Source organism: Sphingobium sp. LB126 (assembly GCF_002795205.1).
Classification (GTDB): domain Bacteria; phylum Pseudomonadota; class Alphaproteobacteria; order Sphingomonadales; family Sphingomonadaceae; genus Sphingobium; species Sphingobium chungbukense.
Genome location: NZ_NETV01000001.1, coordinates 495,592 through 515,180 on the forward strand (window position 1 = coordinate 495,592; position 19,589 = coordinate 515,180).

A 19,589-nucleotide genomic window follows, 5' to 3' on the forward strand; every position below is an offset into this window, starting at 1 on the left:
GATTCAGGTGGTTTTGCGAAGACTACCGGAGATCAACGATGTGGACCGACACCACTCGGGCGCAGTATGCCCGCGCGGACTTGGCTTTGCCAAGTGATTTGACCGACGCCGAATGGGCGCTGCTTGAGCCGTTTTTTCCGCCGCCGTCGCATGTGGGCCGTCCGCGCAAGTGGCCGCTCAGGCGGATTGTCGAGGCGATCCTGTATCTGTTGCGCGGCGGTCTGCCGTGGCGGATGCTGCCACCGTGCTTTCCGCCGGTCTCGACAGTGCGGCGCTGGTTCTACCTGTGGCGGGACAACCGGCTCTGGTTATCGCTCAATCATGCCCTATTGCTGATCGGGCGCGAGGCGACCGGGCGCGATGCCTCGCCCAGTGCCGGGGTCATCGACAGCCAGAGCGTCAAGACCACCGAATCCGGCGGTCCTCGCGGCTATGATGCGGGCAAAAAGATCAAGGGTCGCAAGCGCCACATTTTGACTGACACCGAGGGCAATCTGGTCCACGCCGTGATCCACACCGCTGACATCCAGGACCGAGACGGTGCACCGCTGGTGCTGGCCGAGATCATCAAGCGCTTCCCGTGGCTGCGCTATGTGTTTGCCGATGGCGGCTATGCTGGCGACAAACTCCGACAGGCGCTGCGCCGGATCGGCAAATGGACCCTCGAGATCGTCAAACGGTCCGATACCGCCAAGGGTTTCGTGGTCCTTCCACGCCGTTGGGTCGTAGAGCGGACGCTGGCATGGCTGAATCGAAACCGCCGACTGGCCAAGGACTTCGAGCAAACCATCGCGTCAGCAACCGCATGGCTGTTCATCGCCTCGATCCAGCTCTTTGCCCGCCGCATCGCAAGGCTATGAATTCGCAAAGGATAATTTTGAATCAGACTCTCAGAGGAACGAGATTGCCGGCGTCGACTATTATCGACTTGAAGGATTTCTCCGGGCAGCGTTGCCAGAGGGGTTATCCATTACACGTCGGAAACTCTTTGAGGCTGGTCATCTTGCTTATGCGCTGGCGAGCGGTCAGCGGCTTTTAGCCTCAAGCATCCAAGCCATGTTCCCAGTGCATGGTGAACCTCGCGCCGTTGCGGCGGAGCTTCTAGAGGATTTTCCAGAGACGCGCTTCATTTTGACCGTTCGCGAACCGACAACAAATTTTGCTTCGACGCTCCAGCATCTTCGGTCCAACGGGTTAGATCTGCAGGTCGATGCGCTTGAGTCAGTAATCACAACTTTCTTTGCCCGGAAAGGAAATCGTGGAGGTCTCGATTTCACTCTTTACGGCGATCGTCCATATTTTGCTTGGCTCGTCGGATTAGATCGTCTGCGTGTATTGAAGCTCGAAAGCTTACACCAATCTGGCCGAGAACTGATGCGATCGATCGCGGGTTGGATGTCGATACGGTATCAAGATTGCCTCACCGAAAGCACCTGGCAGGGCAAAAGATGGTGGAACAGGCCAGAAAGCGGAAGTGATAGTCGACTGGGTGATTTCGATCCGGATCGATACATTTCCACGAATCTCAGCACCGATGACTGCAAGAAAGTCAAATTGCTTGCCGCCAGATCCATCATTCTCTCAAACTCCTATGAAAATATCGCAACCTATCCCAGCCCTTTAGACAATATGATTTCGCTTTGCGGCCTCCTGTGGCCGTGGAAATCTGAACGGATAGAGCGAACTTCAAACCTTCGCTGCCTTCTCGGAGTTCACTCCATCGGGGCCGTGCTTCCCGACCGGCTAATCAGGAGAATTCGTTTCCAGATACGCCGAGAAAGGTATCGCTCCAAGTTACTTGGACTCAATAAAGGAAGCGCCACTATTCGCGCCAAGCTACCAGATGAGGCAAAGAGTGCGACAGTCGTAGCGACCTTAATATTGTCGCCGCAAGGAGATGATTGGCGCACACGAGCACTTACTTCTATAAATCGAACCCACATCAACGGCGCGGACAGGATATCTGCATTTTTCCTTGACGAGACACTTAGAGCACCGAATCTGAACGATCTGTGGTTCTGGACTTTCGTGCTGACGGTGGGACGTTGCCTAGAGCCTGATCCGAAACTAAGTTGAGTGGTATCAGCGGGTTAGCTTGACGCCAGCCCAAGTCGTTGATTCAGGTGGTTTTGCGAAGACTACCGGAGATCAACGATGTGGACCGACACCACTCGGGCGCAGTATGCCCGCGCGGACTTGGCTTTGCCAAGTGATTTGACCGACGCCGAATGGGCGCTGCTTGAGCCGTTTTTTCCGCCGCCGTCGCATGTGGGCCGTCCGCGCAAGTGGCCGCTCAGGCGGATTGTCGAGGCGATCCTGTATCTGTTGCGCGGCGGTCTGCCGTGGCGGATGCTGCCACCGTGCTTTCCGCCGGTCTCGACAGTGCGGCGCTGGTTCTACCTGTGGCGGGACAACCGGCTCTGGTTATCGCTCAATCATGCCCTATTGCTGATCGGGCGCGAGGCGACCGGGCGCGATGCCTCGCCCAGTGCCGGGGTCATCGACAGCCAGAGCGTCAAGACCACCGAATCCGGCGGTCCTCGCGGCTATGATGCGGGCAAAAAGATCAAGGGTCGCAAGCGCCACATTTTGACTGACACCGAGGGCAATCTGGTCCACGCCGTGATCCACACCGCTGACATCCAGGACCGAGACGGTGCACCGCTGGTGCTGGCCGAGATCATCAAGCGCTTCCCGTGGCTGCGCTATGTGTTTGCCGATGGCGGCTATGCTGGCGACAAACTCCGACAGGCGCTGCGCCGGATCGGCAAATGGACCCTCGAGATCGTCAAACGGTCCGATACCGCCAAGGGTTTCGTGGTCCTTCCACGCCGTTGGGTCGTAGAGCGGACGCTGGCATGGCTGAATCGAAACCGCCGACTGGCCAAGGACTTCGAGCAAACCATCGCGTCAGCAACCGCATGGCTGTTCATCGCCTCGATCCAGCTCTTTGCCCGCCGCATCGCAAGGCTATGAATTCGCAAAGGATAATTTTGAATCAGACTCTAGATCGGCTGAGAACCACTCTGCATATCAGGGCGGCAATCTTTGCGGCAGCACGGCGTGGTGCGGCGGCAGCAGCTTCGAAAGACTATCTTTCCAAGATAATCGTTATGGAGGCTACGAAACCGCAGTAGCCGCATCTTACATCTTCTTTACTATTATGCGTATATTTACGCATAAGACTACTATTGCCCTGCGTTGTTTAGAATATATTTCACAATATAATTTGCATTTCTTAAAATTACTTATATCTTCTTCTTCACCGCATTCGTGCGATTCCGAAACAAACTTGGAGACATCCAATGGACAAAGCAAATGTGGTGGTCGAGGAACTCGACGACGCCGAACTGATCGATCTGGGCACGGCTTCCGAGCTCACCCAGGGCGAGCCCTTCGGTCACGCCGAGTCGCAGAACGCGAGCCAGGCGTGAAACGGTGGCGGCACGGCCAATAGGTTGTGCCGCCGCTTCACGAAGCACGTAACGCGCGCGAACCATAGGCGGCTGATATGAAAAGCTCGATACCAATGACTCTTAGCGGAGTCGATGAAGCTGACATGGGCAGGACGATCGAGAGCCATGCGCTTCTGACCGTCGGAAATGCATTGGAGCTTACTTTCGGCATAGGTGGGCCGCATGCTGAGATGACGACCGGCATGCCGGCAATTTGTTTCTCGGCCAGACCGATGCGCATTTCTTTATGGGGCAAGCCCTTATGCAGCTCTCGGCCGAAGCGTATCTTGCGATCGTAGGCGACTGCTCAGTCCTACTCGATCTCCGCGAAGATAAGTATCGTCTACTAGGCGCTCGCCTGACACAGGTTGTCATTGATGCTCTTGGTGGAAGCCCTGATGAACATCATGGAGTTTCAGTTCGGTCCGAGTTGGTTGCCCGAGGAGTTATCCCGGAGGCCTACCAGCCGACTGCGACAGATCAGGCTCGGGTCAAATTTGAAAGCACCGCGGAAGCCACCTTATGGCCAACCAGGCGTTACGGCCTCGGGCTCGGTTCGGCACCGCGCCTCTCGCTGTCCGCGCTGAGGGCCCTATTGGAAACGCGAAGCCTATTGCGGAAGAGGTCGTTTCTGGAGACCGTAGAGCATCTCCGGCGAAAGCGCGGAGGCTTGCGAGAGCGAGAGAAGCCGATTGAGAGGCAAGATCTGCTGGATAGCTTCTTCGCGGCACGCCCTTGGTTTCCTACCGAACCGATCTGCCGTTTGGATGCACCAGCCATGTGCCTGCATTTCTGGCGGCACGGAATCGATGCTCGTCTCGTCTTCGGAGTGAGGGTTCGCCCGTTTGGGGCCCATTGTTGGGCTCAACTGGGAACCCTTGCACTCAGCGAACCGCATCGAAAGCTACAGCAATATACCCCCATTTTGGTCGTCTAGGAGGCGCGGGCCATGATGCACCGATTTCTCGCGGCCGTTCTCTGTTCAGAGCCGAATGAGGGGCAGGCCATCCTCCTCGACCAGTTACGGCAAATAGCGCGGTCATGGACTCAGATCTTGGATACACCGATCGCACAAGCATGGGTGATACAAGAATGTCCGAGCGCTCTTGGCTTCGAAGTCGCGCGGGCGGAGCCAATATCCAATTGTACAATCGGATGGCGAATTTCTTCGCATCTCGACGCTCGAGGGCTGGGCGCCGCCCCCTTAGAGGAAAACTGGGGCGCTTATGTTTCGATTGAGGTCGATGCGCCCAAGAAAGGCGTGACTGTATATCGAGACCCTACGGGCCGGGTAGAATGCTGGTATATCGAAATCGCTGGCGTCTCAGTTCTATTCTCTCATCTAGCCGATGTCCTTCCCCTTCTGCGGCGTAAATTGTCGTTGAACTGGGATTATCTTGAATTCCATCTTTTCAATCGCTGGTTGCACAACGAGGCAACCGGATACAACGAGATTACGGAGCTTCTTCCTGGTCAGTTAATGCACATTGCTAGCGCATCGATCACGAGGAGGATGAAGTGGCGGGCGGCCCAGTATATAGATAACCCGTTTGAATCGAGCGAACTTGCTGGAATTGCAATTCGCGCTGCAGCTCAACGATCAATATCAGAGTGGGCTTCCAGATACGGGTCGATCGCTCTTGACCTTTCGGGCGGGCTAGATTCTGCCATTGTTCTCGGTCTGTTGAGGGATACCTCGCAAACAAATCGCGTAATTGGCGTAAATTATTTCATCCCGCATATCGAAGGTGATGAACGTGACTACGCACACGATGCGGCATCGCTGCATAAAATTGACCTATTCGAGCGAAGCCCGCTAAGTGCAACTGACTACTCACTTTCAGAAGCCGGAAGCCGGATTCTTCGCCCAAGCATCAGAACAATGCCCCTCGGCTATGACCAGATTTGCTCAAAGTTCCAGTCTGATATGGGTGTAGATGCGTTTTTCACGGGAACAGGGGGTGATCACTTGTTTTATGATTTCCTGCGACCCGACGCGATAATAGATTATTATAACCTGAACGGACTTCGGGGAATAATTACTGGTGCGCATCAACTCGCACAAGTGACGCATTCGACATTCTGGTCTGTTATTTCGTCATTGGTGCGAGACGAATTATCAAGAAGTGAAACAGCTTTGGATTCCCTGCGTAGGAAGTGCTCAATTTATTTACAACCCAATCCATATGCGAACATTTGCATTCACAACAAACTCGATATTGAGAAATCACTTCATCCTGAAGTTTTAGAGATCGCTTCTACAACGACGCCTGCAAAACTGACACAAGTTATACACATCATTGAGCTGCAAAAGCACTATTGGCGTTACGGGAGAGCTGACACCGCCGAAGAGGTTCATCCTCTTTTCTCACAACCACTGATCGAGGCAAGTTTACGCACCCATAGCCATTGGTTCTGCCAGGACGGGTTTCAGCGTGGACTAGCGAGATCGATCTTCCGCGATCTCCTACCAGACAGTATCGCGAATCGCCGCTTTAAGGGAAGCAACACAAGTCATTGGCTCCAAATGCTTTCGCGCCAACTCGACGGGTTCCGCTCGATGCTGCTAGACGGAGAGTTAGCTGGCCGAGGCGTATTGGATGAAAAAGAGACACTTGGCGTGGCCAACCCACTAGGATTGATCCAAAGTGCGAACTTTGGGGCATTCATAAACACGCTTTCGGTCGAGCAATGGATCCAACAAGCTGCGTGAGAAACTGATGCATGCTGCCTCTCCATGCAGACCGTCTAATGCTGTTATCTAAGCGGATCATTTTCGATCCAGGCGTGCGCGCATCTCTCGCCATCTCTGATACTGTTCGGAGAATTCCGGCGCCGGATCTTCCTTATTCATCAGCCAGAACTGTAGCCATTGGAGGTTATTTTCATAGACACCAAGTATCGCCCGAGGGTGATATTTTAGGTGCTGTTCGCCGGGGAAAATTCTTACCTCTAGTGGTCCGCCGATCGTCTTTATTGCCGAAATACCTTCAAAGCCGATCAGAGCTTCGTACTCTCCGACGTTGATCAATAGCGGGGTAACGAGCTTCTCGGGTTTGTTTGACCATGCGAGGTCGTAAATCTTGCTACCAGGTTGTGGGATCACCGTTGGAGAGTTGAAAGTCTTCATGAGGCGTTCGCGGTCGCCGTCCTCCGACGCGAGCGCAAAGAAAGTGAGGTCAGCCGCTGCGGAGCTGGCAATCGCTGCGGCAAATCGGTCGTCCCGCTGAAGAACGAAGTGAACATTTTCCGCCCCGCCACTGAGACCAGTCAATGCCATCTTCGCCGGATCCACCAGTCCGGCAGCGATCAGTTCGTCGATGCCCCTCCGAATTCCGCTCCAAACCAGTTCTCGCCCCTTCTGCGCAAACATCGCATTCCACTCGGCCGGTGTATGGGACTGTTCAAAGTTCGTGAATCGTGTCCAGTCGATCGACAAGACAACGAAACCGGCTGCGGCAAGCGGATACATCGGATATTCGTTGCCTACCTGGCCACGAAGGAAGCCGCGTGATGCGTATTGCGTAACCACGAGCGGATAATGCGCGGCGACATTTGTGATGGCCGGTTCAGCGACAACTAAGATGGCCGGTAAGATCGGTTGTCTGGCCTGATCGCAGGGAGGGGCGGAGCCCCGACCGGAGAGCAGGCCAGACAACCGATGGCGATCTTTTCTCCCCTGGGCGGGAGTGCGGATCGGGCTGCGGCGAGCGGTGGTATCGGAACACTCATCGAACATTGAAGCGATGGGTTGCGATGCCGGGCCACCACCTTTCCGATCAGCAGGTATTTCTTTTCATGGTTGAACGTCGCCATCACACCCAGTCCGTTGCGGCCGCCAAGGCCGGTATCAGCGAGCGCAGCGCACGCCGGATCGAGAACGATCCGCGCTTGCCCTCCCAGAAGAAGCAGGGGCGTCATTGGCGCACCCGCGCCGATCCTCTTGAGCCTTTTTGGCCGCGGATCGAGGAGTTGCTCAAGATCGACGGCATTCTCGCCGTCACCATCTTCGAGACGCTACAGGACGAGTTTGGCGAGGAGGCTGTTCCCGACAAGATCAGGCGCACGCTCGAGCGTCGGGTTGCCCGCTGGCGGGCGCTGCATGGCGAGGAGAAGGAGATATTCTTCCCGCAGCGCCACGAGATCGGGCGGCAGGGCCTGTCGGATTTCACGGTCTGCGACGACCTGAAGGTCACCATCGCCGGCGAGCCTTTCGCCCACCGGCTCTATCATTTCCGCCTGGCCTGCAGTGGCTGGGAGCATGCCGCTGTCGTCCTGGGGGGCGAGAGCTTCGCTGCCCTGTCCGAGCATCTGCAGGATGCGCTGTGGAAGCTGGGCGGCGTCCCGGCCGAGCACCGCAGCGATTCCCTATCAGCTGCCTACAAGAACCTCGATGCCGATGCGCAGCAGGATTTCACCCGCAGCTACAACGACCTGTGCCGGCATTACGGCATGATCGCGACCCGCAACAACCGCGGCGAGGCCCACGAGAACGGCTCGATCGAAGGCCCTCATGGCCATCTCAAGCGACGCCTCGACCAAGCCCTGCGCCGCCGCGGCAGCCGGGACTTCGACAGCCTCGGTGCCTGGCGCGGCTTTGTAGAAGCCGAAGTCGCCAAGCAGAACCGCCGCAAGGCCAGGCTCGTCGACGAGGAACGCCGCCTGCTGGCGCGCCTGCCATCACACCGCACCACAGACTTTGCCATGATCGCGGTGGATGTCAGCCGTAACGGTACCGTTCCTATCGAGAGGGTCATCTATTCGGTCCCCTCCCGCCTGGTCGGTCGTCGGCTGCACGCCCATCTCTTCGATGACCGCATCGATCTATTCCTCGGCCCCGACAAGGTGATGACCACACCACGGGTCCGTATCCCGCATCCCCAAAGAGGCCACCACATCGATTTTCGCCACATGATCGCCAACCTGCGGCGCAAGCCCGGGGCATTGCGCAACCTGGTATACCGCGACGCCCTGTTCCCCGCCCATGCCTACAGGCGGGCATGGCAAGCCTTCGACGATCAGCTCGATGCCCGCCAAGCCTGCCGCGACACTGTCGCCCTGCTCGATATCGCGGCAAGAGGAGATTGTGTCGATGCGCTGGCTCTGCGCATCGATGCGGCACTCGATGCTGGTCGACTCCCCGATGTCGCCGCGCTCAGGCAGGAGTTTCTTCCGACCGTCCGAGCCAGGCACGAGGTGACGATCCCGCCACCGGATCCGCGCGGATACAACAGCTTGCTTACCAGCATGGAGGTGCGCTGATGACCCGGACCAAGGATCAAGCCGCAGCCGTGCTGCCCACCATGCTCAAGGCCCTGCGCTTGCCCAGCATCAATCGCAACTGGAAGCGACTTACCGATACCGCCGATCATGATGGTTGGCCCGCCGTTCATCTGCTGGCCTCGCTTCTCGAGATCGAGATGGCCGAACGCACTACGCGGCGTATCCAGCGACATCGTGACCAGTCCGGCCTGCCAGCAGGCAAGACCTTCGCCACCTTCGATTTCGACGCTGCACCTGGGGTGCGCAAACCCCATCTGCTCTCGCTCGCAACCGGCGATAGCTGGATCGAAAGTGGCGGCAATCTGCTGTTCTTCGGACAGTCGGGCACCGGCAAGACGCACGCCATCTCGGCGATCAGCCATGCGCTTATCGATACCGGGCGCCGGGTCTTGTTCTGCTCCACCACCGATATGGTCCAGAAGCTTCAGGCCGCGCGCCGCGATCTCAGTCTGCCATCCATGCTCGACAAACTCGACAAATATGATCTCATTGTGCTCGACGATCTGTCCTATGTCCGCAAGGACCAGGTCGAGACCAGCGCCCTGTTCGAGCTCATCGCCCATCGCTACGAGCGCCACTCCATCGCGATAACCGCCAACCAGCCATTTTCCGCTTGGGACAACGTTTTTCCAGATCCCGCCATGACTGTCGCGGCCATCGACCGCCTCGTTCACCACTCGACCATCATCGAGATGAACGGCGAGAGCTACCGAAAACGCTCGGCCGTCAGCCGCATAGAGCCAGCCAATAATCACCCTCCCGTGCCAGTACCGGACCGGCCATCGTAATTGTCGCTGACCTCGCATCCGGGATGCATCTCCAATGAGGCAACCCGCGATCAGGTAATTGTCGCCACCGTCAATTACTCCCGCACCGCCACAGCGGGCTTTACCACCGGCGCCAGCGACAATTATCCAACATCCCTAATTGCCCAAGGCCCGTTGCCACTGCGGAGCTTGCGTGATACCCAAATCCTACCACTCGGTGCGGCCGCTTACCGGCCATCATAATTGACGCCGACCGGCCTCCGTAAATGTCGCCCTACAGGATAACGTTTCCCGGATATATAATCATTCGGATATATAACTTGGGCAAACCCGATGTTACCTTCATCATCCTTGAGCACAATCTCACGGACGCGCGGGTATTTTTTTGTCGCAAAGGCGGGATTTGGATCCGCAAGAACGTGAGTTTTTCCGCTTTTGAGGTTGATCGAAATAACACGGCGCGGTGTTTTCGCCGCCTCTTCGATGCAGATAGCCGCTTCGCCGTGGACGTGGCAGTCGTCGAGGACGCCGGGCTGACGAAAGATCGTCCTGACCTTTCCGGTGCTAACATTCCACACATAGAACCCGGACATATCTCTGGGCGCGCCGTCGGCACGCTCTAGGCTACTCTCTAACTTATAGAACCAAATGGACTTCTCATCCGGTAGCCAGCCATAGTCGTGAATGTACATGCCGATACATCGCGGATCACCACACTCCTTTTTCGTTGGCGCTTCGATGCGCATCTGGCGCATCGGCATATCTTTATCCTCCATCCGTGGATCGATCGCCGCCGCTCGCACCGTAGTGCCGGTCGCGTTGGCGCGACGCTGCGCCGTAGCGGTTGAATCGAGGAGGTGCGAATATTGGGCGTCCTCGCGCTCACTTGCAGCGCGCACTTGTCCTCCCACATCGTATGCGCGCGTCTGGCTTTCGCAACCCGGCGCCTCCGGCTGGCGATCGCAATTCGGTGGTGTAGGCTTCACGCGCGAGGCGTAGAGTTGCACTCTGCGATCAAGCAACCAACCATGATCCGCTTCGTTCGCCACCGAGGCCTCGAACTTTGCCACATTGAGTCCTGTGTGAAACAGCAACGTGCTATTTGTAGCCCAGGCGAACGATGTAACCTGCGCAGGCCCGGTTGGAACCTGCGCTACTCGGCCGGAGTCCAGTTCCACTAGCCATAGCTCTATGCGACCTTCTGCAAGGCGCCTAATCGCGATTCTCTTCCCGTCAGGGGACCAGCGAGCATAGGCTGGGAAGACATAGGAATACGGCAATCCATGGATGTCCGTCGAAATCGGCTGTCCACCATCTAACGCGATGGCCTCCGGCGGAGCCGATCCGTCGGTTCGAACTACAAACCATTTTTGGACATAGTTATTTGTCTCCGGGATTGCTTGGTAAACTGGAAACGCGATCTTTAGTCCATCTGGCGACAAACTAATGCCGCCGAGATCTCGCAGTCGCACGAGGTCATTGATGGAGATCGCGCCGCCAAGCGCCGGACCTTGGATTGCCGCTCCGAAGGTGTTTCCGGCCCAATCCGCCGTCAGACCTTGGGCAGAGGCGGATTGGGGTATTGTCGCTGCGAGGATGAATGACAGTGGAAGTAGTCGCGTGATCACCATTTCTTGACGAACTCGATGCTTAGGAATCGGCCAACAATTGATGCGTTCGTCGGATCCCAGTTTGCGGGGACCAATGAACTGGTCGCCGCGATGAATGGCGGCCGGGCATTGAAAACGTTGGTTGCGACCAAATTCAATCGCGTGTCGCGCTCGCGATTGTTACCGAGATGAATTGTAACTCCGAGATCGACCGTATTCCATGAATCGACTGGGATGTTCGCTGTTGGAGATCGATTGTCTTCATACGAACCGACGTAGTTCCAGGCGATTTGTGTGGAAAAACGAGATATCTCCCAGTTCGCCAAGGTTCGTGCCCGCCAGTGTGGCGGCGAGAATGTCGTTCCCACCCGCGAGGTCGGACTGGCGCCGGCTGTGACATAGTCTACGAATTTATCGATGTAGTTGATGTTACTCGAGAAAGAGATTGCTGAAGCGCCGATGTTGGCCGCGTAGGCTACCCTTCCCTCAAGGCCGGAAATCTCCGTCTTCGATAGGTTCACCAAGCGACTATCGACTATCGCGGTGACGCCGGCTGGGTTGCCGCCGCCGAAGAAGCTGGCACCTTGTATCAATGCCTGGACCTGCGCCGCGCTCGGAGTCCGGTCAATCATGATCGGCAGCGTGTTGCGGATGTCGTCGAACGAGATGGTATTCGGATCGGGGTCGGCAATGCGATTTTTGTAAACAAATCGGTAGTAACCGACGGATAAATCCAATCCCTTGATCTGGCTCGGGTGGTATCTGAGCTGAAAATTCATGTTGTCGGATTTTTCGGGATGAAGATTTCTGCCCGAACCCTGAACCCATAGAATGCGCGTGGTTCCGCCCGAATTATCGGCAATTGCGTCCGTCAGGTACGCAACATAGTTCGAGCTCAGCTCGTTCAAGTTCGGCGCCCGATAGGAACGAGAATAGGATCCCCGCAGTTCGATCGAGTCGCTCACCTCCCACGCCCCGGCGAACTTCGGAACGAAGGCGGAACCGATGCCGCCGCCGTAGCGATCCCAGTGGCCCGATGTTGTAAGGGAGAGCCGATGAACGAATGGTACCGATTGCTCCGGCGATACCAAGGGGATTGCCAGCTCACCGAATACAGACACCACGTCGCGATGCGCGGAAGCTTCCGGGTCGAACGTCGATCGGGTGCTTTCATAGCGATAGGAACCGCCGATCGAAGCCTTCACGGCGCCGGCCGGGAGGCTGAACAGTTCGCCGTCAGCCAGCGCCTGCACTGACTTGAGCATCGAAATTCGATCCCAGCTCGAGGAAAATCTCCGTCCGCTGCTGGTGAGGACGCCCGAGGACACCTGCTCAGGATTGTTCCGGCTCAGCGTGCCGGTCAAGGTCGCGTGCCATGAGTTCCCGATCTTCGCAGAGAGGCCGGCGTCCGCCAGAAACTGATCGGTCTTGTTCACGCCGTGGGCAGCATAAATCGAATTCGATAGATCAGAGTCCAGTTGGGCGTGCGTGTAGAAGCCATCGGCGAACAGTTGGACGTTGGACGTGACGTCGAAGGTGCCGGCCGCCATGAATGACGCACGCTTCTGAAGGGGGATGAGAGTGTAAGGCATGACGATGTTCTTCGCCTGTGCCCGATCGTCAGCGGAGAGGCTGCCCTGTCGCAAATATTCAGCGCTGACGACACCGCTAAAGCGCCCTGCGCTCCCGCCGGCCAAAATGCTGCCATTATAAGTCGCCATTCCACCCTGCGCGCCCCCATATAATGCACGCGTTTCAACGCCATCGTAGGAGCGCTTCGTGATAATGTTGACCACTCCAGCAACCGCGTCCGCGCCATACGTGGACGAGGCGCCGTCAGCGAGCACCTCGATGCGGTCGATTGCCGCAGTAGGAATGAGCGACATGTCCACCGACAAGCCAGAGCCCGCTGATGTCAGGCGTCCTCCATTGAGGAGAGTGAGGGTCGCGCCGGAACCGAGGGCCCGAAGATTGGGGCTGGAGGCGATCGCCTGATTGAGGTTGGCCTGATCCTCGGCCACGCCGACCGAGTAGTTTTCGACGTTGTAGCCTCCGCTAAAATTCTGAGGAATACTCCTCACCGCCTGGCCCGCGTCGAGAAATCCACTTCGTTCGAAATCACCGCGCGATATGATCGACAGCGACGTGGAAGTGTTCGTGTTGCCACGGATGTTTGACCCAGTGACAAGAATATCGGAGTCCGAAGAAGGCCCTTCCTTGCTGCTCTCGCTCGTCGGGTCGGCGGATGTCTGCTTGTTCGCGTTTGCGAGATCTCGACTATCTTGCGCCATCGCCTGGCCAGCCCAGAGCAAGGCGCTCATAGCGACTGAGCCCATCACAGTGGACCGAGATTTCCACCAAACCAAACGACTATGCATTCAATTCCCCCTTGAGCGGACCCGGAATCGCCACCCGATTCCGATTTGCTTACCGCCTCTATGGGGGAAATATGACAATTTTGCACCATTTTGGGCGTATTATGCGCAAATTTTGGTAAGTTTCCCGGAACGCCCCTTTCCGGATACGTCAGCAAAGACCCCGAAAAACAGCCATTTTTTTGCGCGTTATCGAGGAATCACAGGCATTTGTGCGCCGCAGCGTGCGCGCCTTCGCAGGCACATACAATTCCGATTCACTTACTAGACCCGCCTCAAGGAGAGCGCCTCGAACGTGGTATTCAGGGTCGCGAGGGACGAATCATAGTGCCTTAAAGCGAGCGCGGCGATCAAAGCATCAACGATTGCGAGCTGGGCGATTCGGCTGGTCATCGCCTCCGTGCGGAACTTCGTCTCCCGCGCCCTGGTTTGAAGCACGACGTCGGCGTGCTGCTGGATCGGCGATTGCTTATAGCCGGTGATCACCACGACCTTCGCGCCGGCCTTCTTGGCGAGCTTGGTGGCATCGAGGGTCTCGAGCGTGCTTCCGGAGTGGCTTATCGTCAGGACGGCCGTCTTCTTGTTGGCGATCGACGCCGTCGTCACCTGGAGGTGACTGTCGGTCGAGATCCGCGCGTCCAGCCCGATCCGGATCAGTCGGTAATAGGCATCCTCCGCGATTGGTGCAGCCGACCCGATGCCGTAGATGTCGATCTTTTCTGCCTTGCTGAGGATCTCGACGGCCTGCCCAAGCAATTCCGGTTTCAGGGTTAGTTCGGTGTCGAGCAGCGCCTGGACATTGGCGCCGAAGGTCTTTCTGATGATGGTGCCGTAGTCGTCGCCGCGGCTGAGATCCTCGTGAATGGCGTTGGTCGGCGAGCCCAGGCTGTGGGCCAGCGCTATCTTAAGCGACTGGAAGCCAGTCAGGTTCACACGCTTGAGCACCTTGATGACCATGCTGTCACTGACGGAAGCCGCCTCGGCCATCTCGATCAGCGTCATCCCGAGCACGTCCAGCGGACGGTTCAGGATCATGTCGATGATGCGCACTGTGCCTTCGCCGGCGCCCTCGCGGATACCGCGCAGCGCATCGCGAATATCGTCGGTCGGGGGCAATGTCCCCTCGGTCGCGAGCGCTCCGGAGCCCTGTGTTTCGCCGTCCATTCCGATTTCCTTACCACACTGGCTATTCCGATTTGCTTACTCCACGCAGAAACGTTTCCAAAGTGAGAACTTTGTGATTTGAAGCACCGCTCACAATCGAAGATAAGATTCAAATGCGCGCAATCACATGCGGTTGCCGCCAATGGGGGCTCGGTTCGCGATCCCAAGATGATGTTCAAGCATCTCCATCGGCCCAATAAGGGCGCAGTCAAAGAAATTCGGGCGCCGCTGCGTTTCGTTTTCAAGAAGATTGTGGCTGTCTCTGACCGGGCCGTCATGCTCTGGATTGTGCTGACCGTCGTTCTTGTCGTTGCGGGCGGACTTGTCGCGAGCCTGGCGCCTCTTGCCCTGAAGGGGTTGATCGACCGCCTTTCAGTGCCCGCGATTGTGCCGGCATCGGCCCTTACCATCGTCATGCCGGTGGCCCTGTATGTGGGAGCCCTCGCCCTGCAGCGCCTCTTCGAGCAGGCGCAGACCTATCTCTATGCGCGCGCGGAGCAGCGGATGGTCCGGACGTTCTCGGCCGACGCCTATGCACACATTCTGGCCCTCCCCTTGTCGGTGCATCTCGAACGGCGCTCGGGGGCTTTCGCCCAGGCATTGTCGCAGGGAGTGCTCGGCCTCCGCCTGGTTGCCATGCACTTCGTGCTGACGATCGCGCCGGTGATCGTTCAACTGGTTGTGGCCGGCGTGGTTCTCGCGACCGTCCTCGACGGCACCCTGGGCATGCTGCTGTTCGGCGGCCTGGTTACCTATTGCGTGGTGTTCGCGATCGGCGTGGCCCGGTTGACCGCGCCTATCGACCGCGTCTCGTCCGCACAGGTCGATGCGGGCGGCCTCGTTTCGGACGGCCTGATGAACGTCGAGGCCATCAAGGCCTATACCGCCGAGCGGCGGTTCGCGAGCCGCTATGATGCGATGCTCGGCGCAACCGAGCAGGGATGGAGCCAATTCGCGTGGCGGCGCCTCGAGAACGGCATCGCCGTCGCGATCGTCTTCGGCATCTCGTTCGGCGCGATTCTGTGGTTCGCGGGCAGCGACATGGCATCGGGGCGTATGACCATCGGGGCCTTCGTCCTGATCAACGCCTATGTGCTGCAACTGGTGCGCCCCGTCGAGATGCTCGGCTTCGCGATCCGCGACATCGGCCAGGGCCTTTCATACCTCAAGGAGATCGCATCCATTCTGGCGGCGGCGCCCGAGCAGAGCCCAAGCGCCGGCAGCGATACGTCGCCAGAACGTCGCCCGGCCGAGCTGCGATTTGAGGATGTCGCCTTCGGGTATGGCGACCGAAAGACGATCGATGGCGTCACGTTCACTGCTACGCCCGGCGCCACGATCGGGATCGTCGGCCCCTCGGGTGCGGGCAAATCCTCGCTCATGCGACTGGCGCTGCGCTTCTATGATCCCTGGTCGGGCACGATCCTGCTCAATGGTGTGCCGCTCGGCTCGATTCCGCTCGAGACCTTGCGGCAACAGATCGCTCTGGTGAGCCAGGACACGATCCTCTTTCATGACACGATCGCGGCGAACATCCGCTTCGCTGTCGACCAGGCGGAGGATGAAGAGGTCGCCGCCGCCGCGGGCCGCGCGCACCTGTCGGCGCTGCTTGCCGACCTGCCGGAGGGTCTCGACACGCTGGTCGGCGAACGCGGCCTCAAATTGTCCGGCGGCGAGAAGCAGAGGGTTTCGATCGCGCGCGCGGTGCTAAAGCAAGCACAGTTCGTTATCCTGGACGAAGCAACGGCCGCGCTGGACCCAGCGACCGAGCGGGCGGTCTGGACGGCGATGCGGGGCCTGTCGCAGGGTACGACGACGCTGGTGGTGACGCACCGGCTGAGCGCCGTCGTTGGTGCCGACCAGATCCTCGTGCTCGATCGCGGCAGGATCGTCGAGCGCGGAACGCATCGCGAGCTGCTCGACCTCGGTGGTCTCTACGCCAAGCTCTGGCGATCGCAGGCGACGGACGAAGATCTCAACGGAGCATGATGAGCCGCGGCGTCGGTGCAGAAGCCGGCCGTGCTTCCCACGTCAGGGAAAGCTCGCATCGGAGGCGAGGAAGTTCGCCTCCTTCACCAGCAATGGCAAGCGATCGATCCGGCGACCGAGGATCGCCTTGACCGAAGCGACCGCCTGCTCGACCTCACGGGCCGCCATCGCGACACCGAATTCGCGAAGGTCGTCGATCGTGTGTCTGCCGGACTCGCCTATCTGAAGGTCGAGCATCCGCACCATGTGGCTTCGATCGACCATGACGCGGCATTGATCGCGCAGCACGTCGTTCCCGGCGGCGCGAGCGATCTCCAGATACATGTCCCGGATTCGGCCGGCGAGCTGCGCGGCCTCCTCTATGGTAGCCGCCGGGGCGTTCTCAAGTTCGGCGAGGTCGGTCAGTAACTGCCCCGACACGCGATCGCCAGCATTGAGAACCGCATGGGTGAGCATCAGGTCGCACAATTCCAGGATCTGTCGCTGCTCATCGACCCGGAACTCCTTGGTCGAGAAGCCGGAGCTGTTGTCGCGCGCAAGCAGGCCTTCGGTCGCCAGGCGCAGCATTGCATCGCGCAACGGAGTCTCGCCGATCTTGAGATGCTCGGCCAAGTCATACAGAACGAGATGCCTGCCGGGCCGAATACGCCCGTTGAGCACGAGCCCCTTCAGCGTCTCGTAAGCCGCGTCACTTTTCCGGGTAGGTACATCCTCACGGGGTGCCGTTGTCACGTCGCCCACCTATTGTTCGTCGCCAAGCTATTGTAGGCGCTCGCATTTCAGAATTAGGCAGACATACCAACCCAGCGCCGTCTGCGAATAGACAATCGTTTCCATTTTGAGAAGCTGACCCCTATCAGCTTGAAATTGTTATGGCACCGTAACTGCCAATTTATAGTGTCCGGTTTGTTTCGTTTGCCGGAACTCCCGAACTAACCCGGCCCGTTTGCCTCGACTCGCGCGCGGCGCGGCCGGACTGGCATCACGCCACGGCCATCAGGCGCAGCAGACATTCGAATTCCTCACTGCGCCGGCACGCTGGTCAGCGTGCGACTTTATGTTGTCAAAGCGCGCTCCAGGTCCGCGATCAGATCCGTCGGCTCCTCAAGCCCGACATTGAGCCGGACGAGGCGGCCACTATAATCCGCATCGGACCGTTTGAACTCTGGATAGACCATCGCCAGCGCGGTGGTTCCGCCCCAGCTCCACCCCTTCTGAAAAAGCCTGAGCGCATCGACGAACGAGGTGACCTGCTCCGTCGGTATGTCGTCCGAAAAGAGGATGGAGAAGACGCTTGCCGAGCCGGTGAAGTCGCGTTTCCACAATTCGTGCCCCGGGCAGCTTGGAAGCGCGGGGTGGAATACCGCGGCGATCTCCGGCCGGGTTGATAGCCAGGTCGCGATCTCCAGCGTCGAACGCTCAAGCCGTTCGAGCCGCATCCCCAGCGTTTGCAACCCCCGCAGGGCAAGGCTGGCCTCATCGGGGGAAACGCTCAGCCCCAGTTGCGACCGGACGGTGCCGATGCGCTCGTAGAGCGCGCTGTTCGCCACGGAGATCGACCCAAGCAGGAGATCGCTATGACCGCCGACATATTTGGTGAGCGCCTGAATGCTGATGTCGACACCGTGCGCGAAGGCGTCGAACAGCACGCCGGCCGCGTAGGTATTGTCGAGCGCCATCAGCACGTCGCGGGCTTTCGCCGCCGCGACGATCGCGGGAATGTCCTGCACCTCCATCGTCGCCGACCCCGGACTCTCGGTCCAGATAAGCCGGGTGTTCGGTCGGATCAGGTTGGCGATCCCGGCCCCTATGCCCGGATCGTAGAGATCGACCTCGACGCCGAAACCCTTGAGAAGGTCCGCGGCCAATGCGCGATTGGGACCATAGGCGCTGATCGGCACCAACCCATGATCACCCGCCTTGCACAGGGCAAGATAGACAAGCGAGATCGCGGCCTGGCCGGAGGGAACGATGAAGCTGTGATAGGCCCCTTCCATCTCGGCAATGCGCGCACCCAGCTCGAGCACGGTCGGGCTGCCATACAGGCCATAGCTATAGGCGCCGTCCTTCTGCCGCCAATCATCGGCGATGTCGGCGACTCGCTCGAACGCCACGGTGGAACCGCGATAGACCGGTGTAGCCAGCGCATGAAAGTCGTTCGACTGCGCGGCTTGCGCGTGAAGAATCCTGGTCCGCCAGTGCAAGATCGCATCTCCTGAGAGGGGCCATGCCGACCGCGATCGGGGACGCGGGGCGTGGCGAGGCTTGGTGTCGGCGGGACTTTGATCCGGTGAGCGCCGAAGAATCAAGAGCCATGCGAAGTGCTTCGATCAATTGCCGATGGCGCCGATATTGACCGTTCTCGACTTTGTCCCGCTCGATTTCGCCGTTGGAATCATCTATCATGCTGCTGCTCATCTTCGGTGAGCGCGGGGGATTTCAGAACGATGACCTTTGCCGTTCGCCGCTCGAACCATGCCGACGCGCGCGCTGAGCGTCGGCCGCTCCGCACCCTCACAGGTGGCGCCTTGTCGGTGTGCCTGCTGGTGCTCACATCGCCCGCGCCGGCACAGCAGCAGCCCGATGCCGAGATCTCCAAACTGCGGACCCAGTTGGTCGGCAGCCGGCCGAGAACCTGGATCAAGGAGCGGGTCGTCCTGTCGATGGGGAGCAAGAGCGACTGCACGGCCGGCGAGACCTACCGCTTCCAGGCCGACAGCAATGTCCAGATCACGCAGTGCATCGACCACATGCTCAGAACCGGCAAGTTCTCCTGGACGCTCAAGCGCACCAGCCCGCTCGATGTCGAGATCATCTTCGGCGACGGCGCATATCTGTTGACCTTCAGCGGAACGGAACGCGCGCCGCAGATGCGCTGGCAGCTATTGGGACCATCCAAAGGCGTTCCGACCAAAGACATCATCCTTGGCCTGTCCAAGGATTGAG

At 58.6% G+C, this 19,589-nt stretch carries 15 protein-coding genes; 9 read left to right on the forward strand and 6 right to left on the reverse strand.

What is annotated here, in order from left to right:
* Positions 1-38: 38 nt before the first annotated feature.
* From CAF53_RS02345 to CAF53_RS02360, 5 genes are all read left to right on the forward strand, one after another.
* Positions 39-860 (forward strand): IS5 family transposase, encoded by an 822-nt coding sequence (locus CAF53_RS02345; protein WP_100237067.1) that lies wholly within the window; start codon positions 39-41, stop codon positions 858-860.
* Positions 835-2,076, forward strand: coding sequence for a hypothetical protein (locus tag CAF53_RS26965; RefSeq protein ID WP_157801184.1), 1,242 nt, complete (start codon positions 835-837; stop codon positions 2,074-2,076). The genes CAF53_RS02345 and CAF53_RS26965 overlap by 26 nt, the downstream gene beginning before the upstream one ends.
* Positions 2,077-2,154: 78 nt before the next feature.
* The gene (locus CAF53_RS02350; protein ID WP_100237067.1) at positions 2,155-2,976 is read left to right on the forward strand and encodes an IS5 family transposase; all 822 of its coding nucleotides are present in this window, start codon (positions 2,155-2,157) and stop codon (positions 2,974-2,976) included.
* Positions 2,977-3,305: 329 nt separating this feature from the next.
* Entirely contained in the window at positions 3,306-3,434 is a 129-nt protein-coding gene (locus tag CAF53_RS26970; protein WP_157801185.1) for a benenodin family lasso peptide, read from the forward strand.
* Positions 3,435-4,404: 970 nt separating this feature from the next.
* Positions 4,405-6,168 (forward strand): asparagine synthase-related protein, encoded by a 1,764-nt coding sequence (locus CAF53_RS02360; protein WP_100237198.1) that lies wholly within the window; start codon positions 4,405-4,407, stop codon positions 6,166-6,168.
* A gap of 57 nt (positions 6,169-6,225) precedes the next feature.
* On the opposite strand, the gene CAF53_RS02365 is transcribed toward CAF53_RS02360, so the two are convergent.
* On the reverse strand, positions 6,226-7,194 hold the full coding sequence (locus tag CAF53_RS02365; RefSeq protein ID WP_100237199.1) for a prolyl oligopeptidase family serine peptidase: 969 nt from the start codon (positions 7,192-7,194) through the stop codon (positions 6,226-6,228).
* Positions 7,195-7,253: 59 nt separating this feature from the next.
* Between CAF53_RS02365 and istA the strand changes: the two genes are divergently transcribed.
* Positions 7,254-8,717, forward strand: a complete 1,464-nt coding sequence (istA, locus tag CAF53_RS02370) for an IS21 family transposase (RefSeq protein ID WP_197707341.1) — start codon at positions 7,254-7,256, stop codon at positions 8,715-8,717.
* Positions 8,717-9,526, forward strand: a complete 810-nt coding sequence (istB, locus tag CAF53_RS02375) for an IS21-like element helper ATPase IstB (RefSeq protein WP_100237201.1) — start codon at positions 8,717-8,719, stop codon at positions 9,524-9,526. Before istA ends, istB begins: the two co-directional genes overlap by 1 nt.
* Before the next feature lie 206 nt (positions 9,527-9,732).
* Here istB and CAF53_RS26975 read toward each other — a convergent pair whose 3' ends face one another.
* The 3 genes from CAF53_RS26975 to CAF53_RS02390 all read right to left on the reverse strand — a co-directional run bounded on the left by CAF53_RS26975 (position 9,733) and on the right by CAF53_RS02390 (position 14,654).
* Positions 9,733-11,136, reverse strand: coding sequence for a PD40 domain-containing protein (locus CAF53_RS26975; protein WP_157801187.1), 1,404 nt, complete (start codon positions 11,134-11,136; stop codon positions 9,733-9,735).
* Positions 11,130-13,436, reverse strand: a complete 2,307-nt coding sequence (locus CAF53_RS02385; protein WP_197707342.1) for a TonB-dependent receptor — start codon at positions 13,434-13,436, stop codon at positions 11,130-11,132. Before CAF53_RS02385 ends, CAF53_RS26975 begins: the two co-directional genes overlap by 7 nt.
* 318 nt (positions 13,437-13,754) lie before the next feature.
* Complete coding sequence (locus CAF53_RS02390) at positions 13,755-14,654, reverse strand: MurR/RpiR family transcriptional regulator (protein WP_100237204.1); 900 nt, start codon at positions 14,652-14,654, stop codon at positions 13,755-13,757.
* 168 nt (positions 14,655-14,822) lie between these two features.
* Here CAF53_RS02390 and CAF53_RS02395 point away from each other — a divergent pair, with 168 nt between their 5' ends.
* The gene (locus CAF53_RS02395) at positions 14,823-16,643 is read left to right on the forward strand and encodes an ABC transporter ATP-binding protein (RefSeq protein WP_157801188.1); all 1,821 of its coding nucleotides are present in this window, start codon (positions 14,823-14,825) and stop codon (positions 16,641-16,643) included.
* A 42-nt stretch (positions 16,644-16,685) separates the two neighbouring features.
* Here the strand turns inward: CAF53_RS02395 and CAF53_RS02400 are convergent, their stop codons facing one another.
* Together CAF53_RS02400 and CAF53_RS02405 are read right to left on the reverse strand one after the other, a co-directional pair.
* On the reverse strand, positions 16,686-17,375 hold the full coding sequence (locus CAF53_RS02400; protein ID WP_197707343.1) for a GntR family transcriptional regulator: 690 nt from the start codon (positions 17,373-17,375) through the stop codon (positions 16,686-16,688).
* A gap of 323 nt (positions 17,376-17,698) precedes the next feature.
* Positions 17,699-18,847, reverse strand: coding sequence for a cystathionine beta-lyase (locus CAF53_RS02405; RefSeq protein ID WP_100237207.1), 1,149 nt, complete (start codon positions 18,845-18,847; stop codon positions 17,699-17,701).
* Between the two features lie 243 nt (positions 18,848-19,090).
* On the opposite strand from CAF53_RS02405, the gene CAF53_RS02410 reads away from it, so the two are divergent.
* The gene (locus CAF53_RS02410; protein ID WP_100237208.1) at positions 19,091-19,588 is read left to right on the forward strand and encodes a hypothetical protein; all 498 of its coding nucleotides are present in this window, start codon (positions 19,091-19,093) and stop codon (positions 19,586-19,588) included.
* Position 19,589: the final 1 nt, after the last annotated feature.

Coding starts and splice junctions, on each gene's coding strand:
- CAF53_RS02345 (WP_100237067.1), top strand. CDS start 39: ATGTGGACCGACACCACTCGGGCGCAGTATGCCCGCGCGGACTTGGCT.
- CAF53_RS02350 (WP_100237067.1), top strand. CDS start 2,155: ATGTGGACCGACACCACTCGGGCGCAGTATGCCCGCGCGGACTTGGCT.
- CAF53_RS26970 (WP_157801185.1), top strand. CDS start 3,306: ATGGACAAAGCAAATGTGGTGGTCGAGGAACTCGACGACGCCGAACTG.
- CAF53_RS02360 (WP_100237198.1), top strand. CDS start 4,405: ATGATGCACCGATTTCTCGCGGCCGTTCTCTGTTCAGAGCCGAATGAG.
- CAF53_RS02365 (WP_100237199.1), bottom strand. CDS start 7,194: ATGTTCGATGAGTGTTCCGATACCACCGCTCGCCGCAGCCCGATCCGC.
- istA (WP_197707341.1), top strand. CDS start 7,254: ATGGTTGAACGTCGCCATCACACCCAGTCCGTTGCGGCCGCCAAGGCC.
- istB (WP_100237201.1), top strand. CDS start 8,717: ATGACCCGGACCAAGGATCAAGCCGCAGCCGTGCTGCCCACCATGCTC.
- CAF53_RS26975 (WP_157801187.1), bottom strand. CDS start 11,136: ATGGTGATCACGCGACTACTTCCACTGTCATTCATCCTCGCAGCGACA.
- CAF53_RS02385 (WP_197707342.1), bottom strand. CDS start 13,436: ATGAGCGCCTTGCTCTGGGCTGGCCAGGCGATGGCGCAAGATAGTCGA.
- CAF53_RS02390 (WP_100237204.1), bottom strand. CDS start 14,654: ATGGACGGCGAAACACAGGGCTCCGGAGCGCTCGCGACCGAGGGGACA.
- CAF53_RS02395 (WP_157801188.1), top strand. CDS start 14,823: ATGATGTTCAAGCATCTCCATCGGCCCAATAAGGGCGCAGTCAAAGAA.
- CAF53_RS02410 (WP_100237208.1), top strand. CDS start 19,091: ATGACCTTTGCCGTTCGCCGCTCGAACCATGCCGACGCGCGCGCTGAG.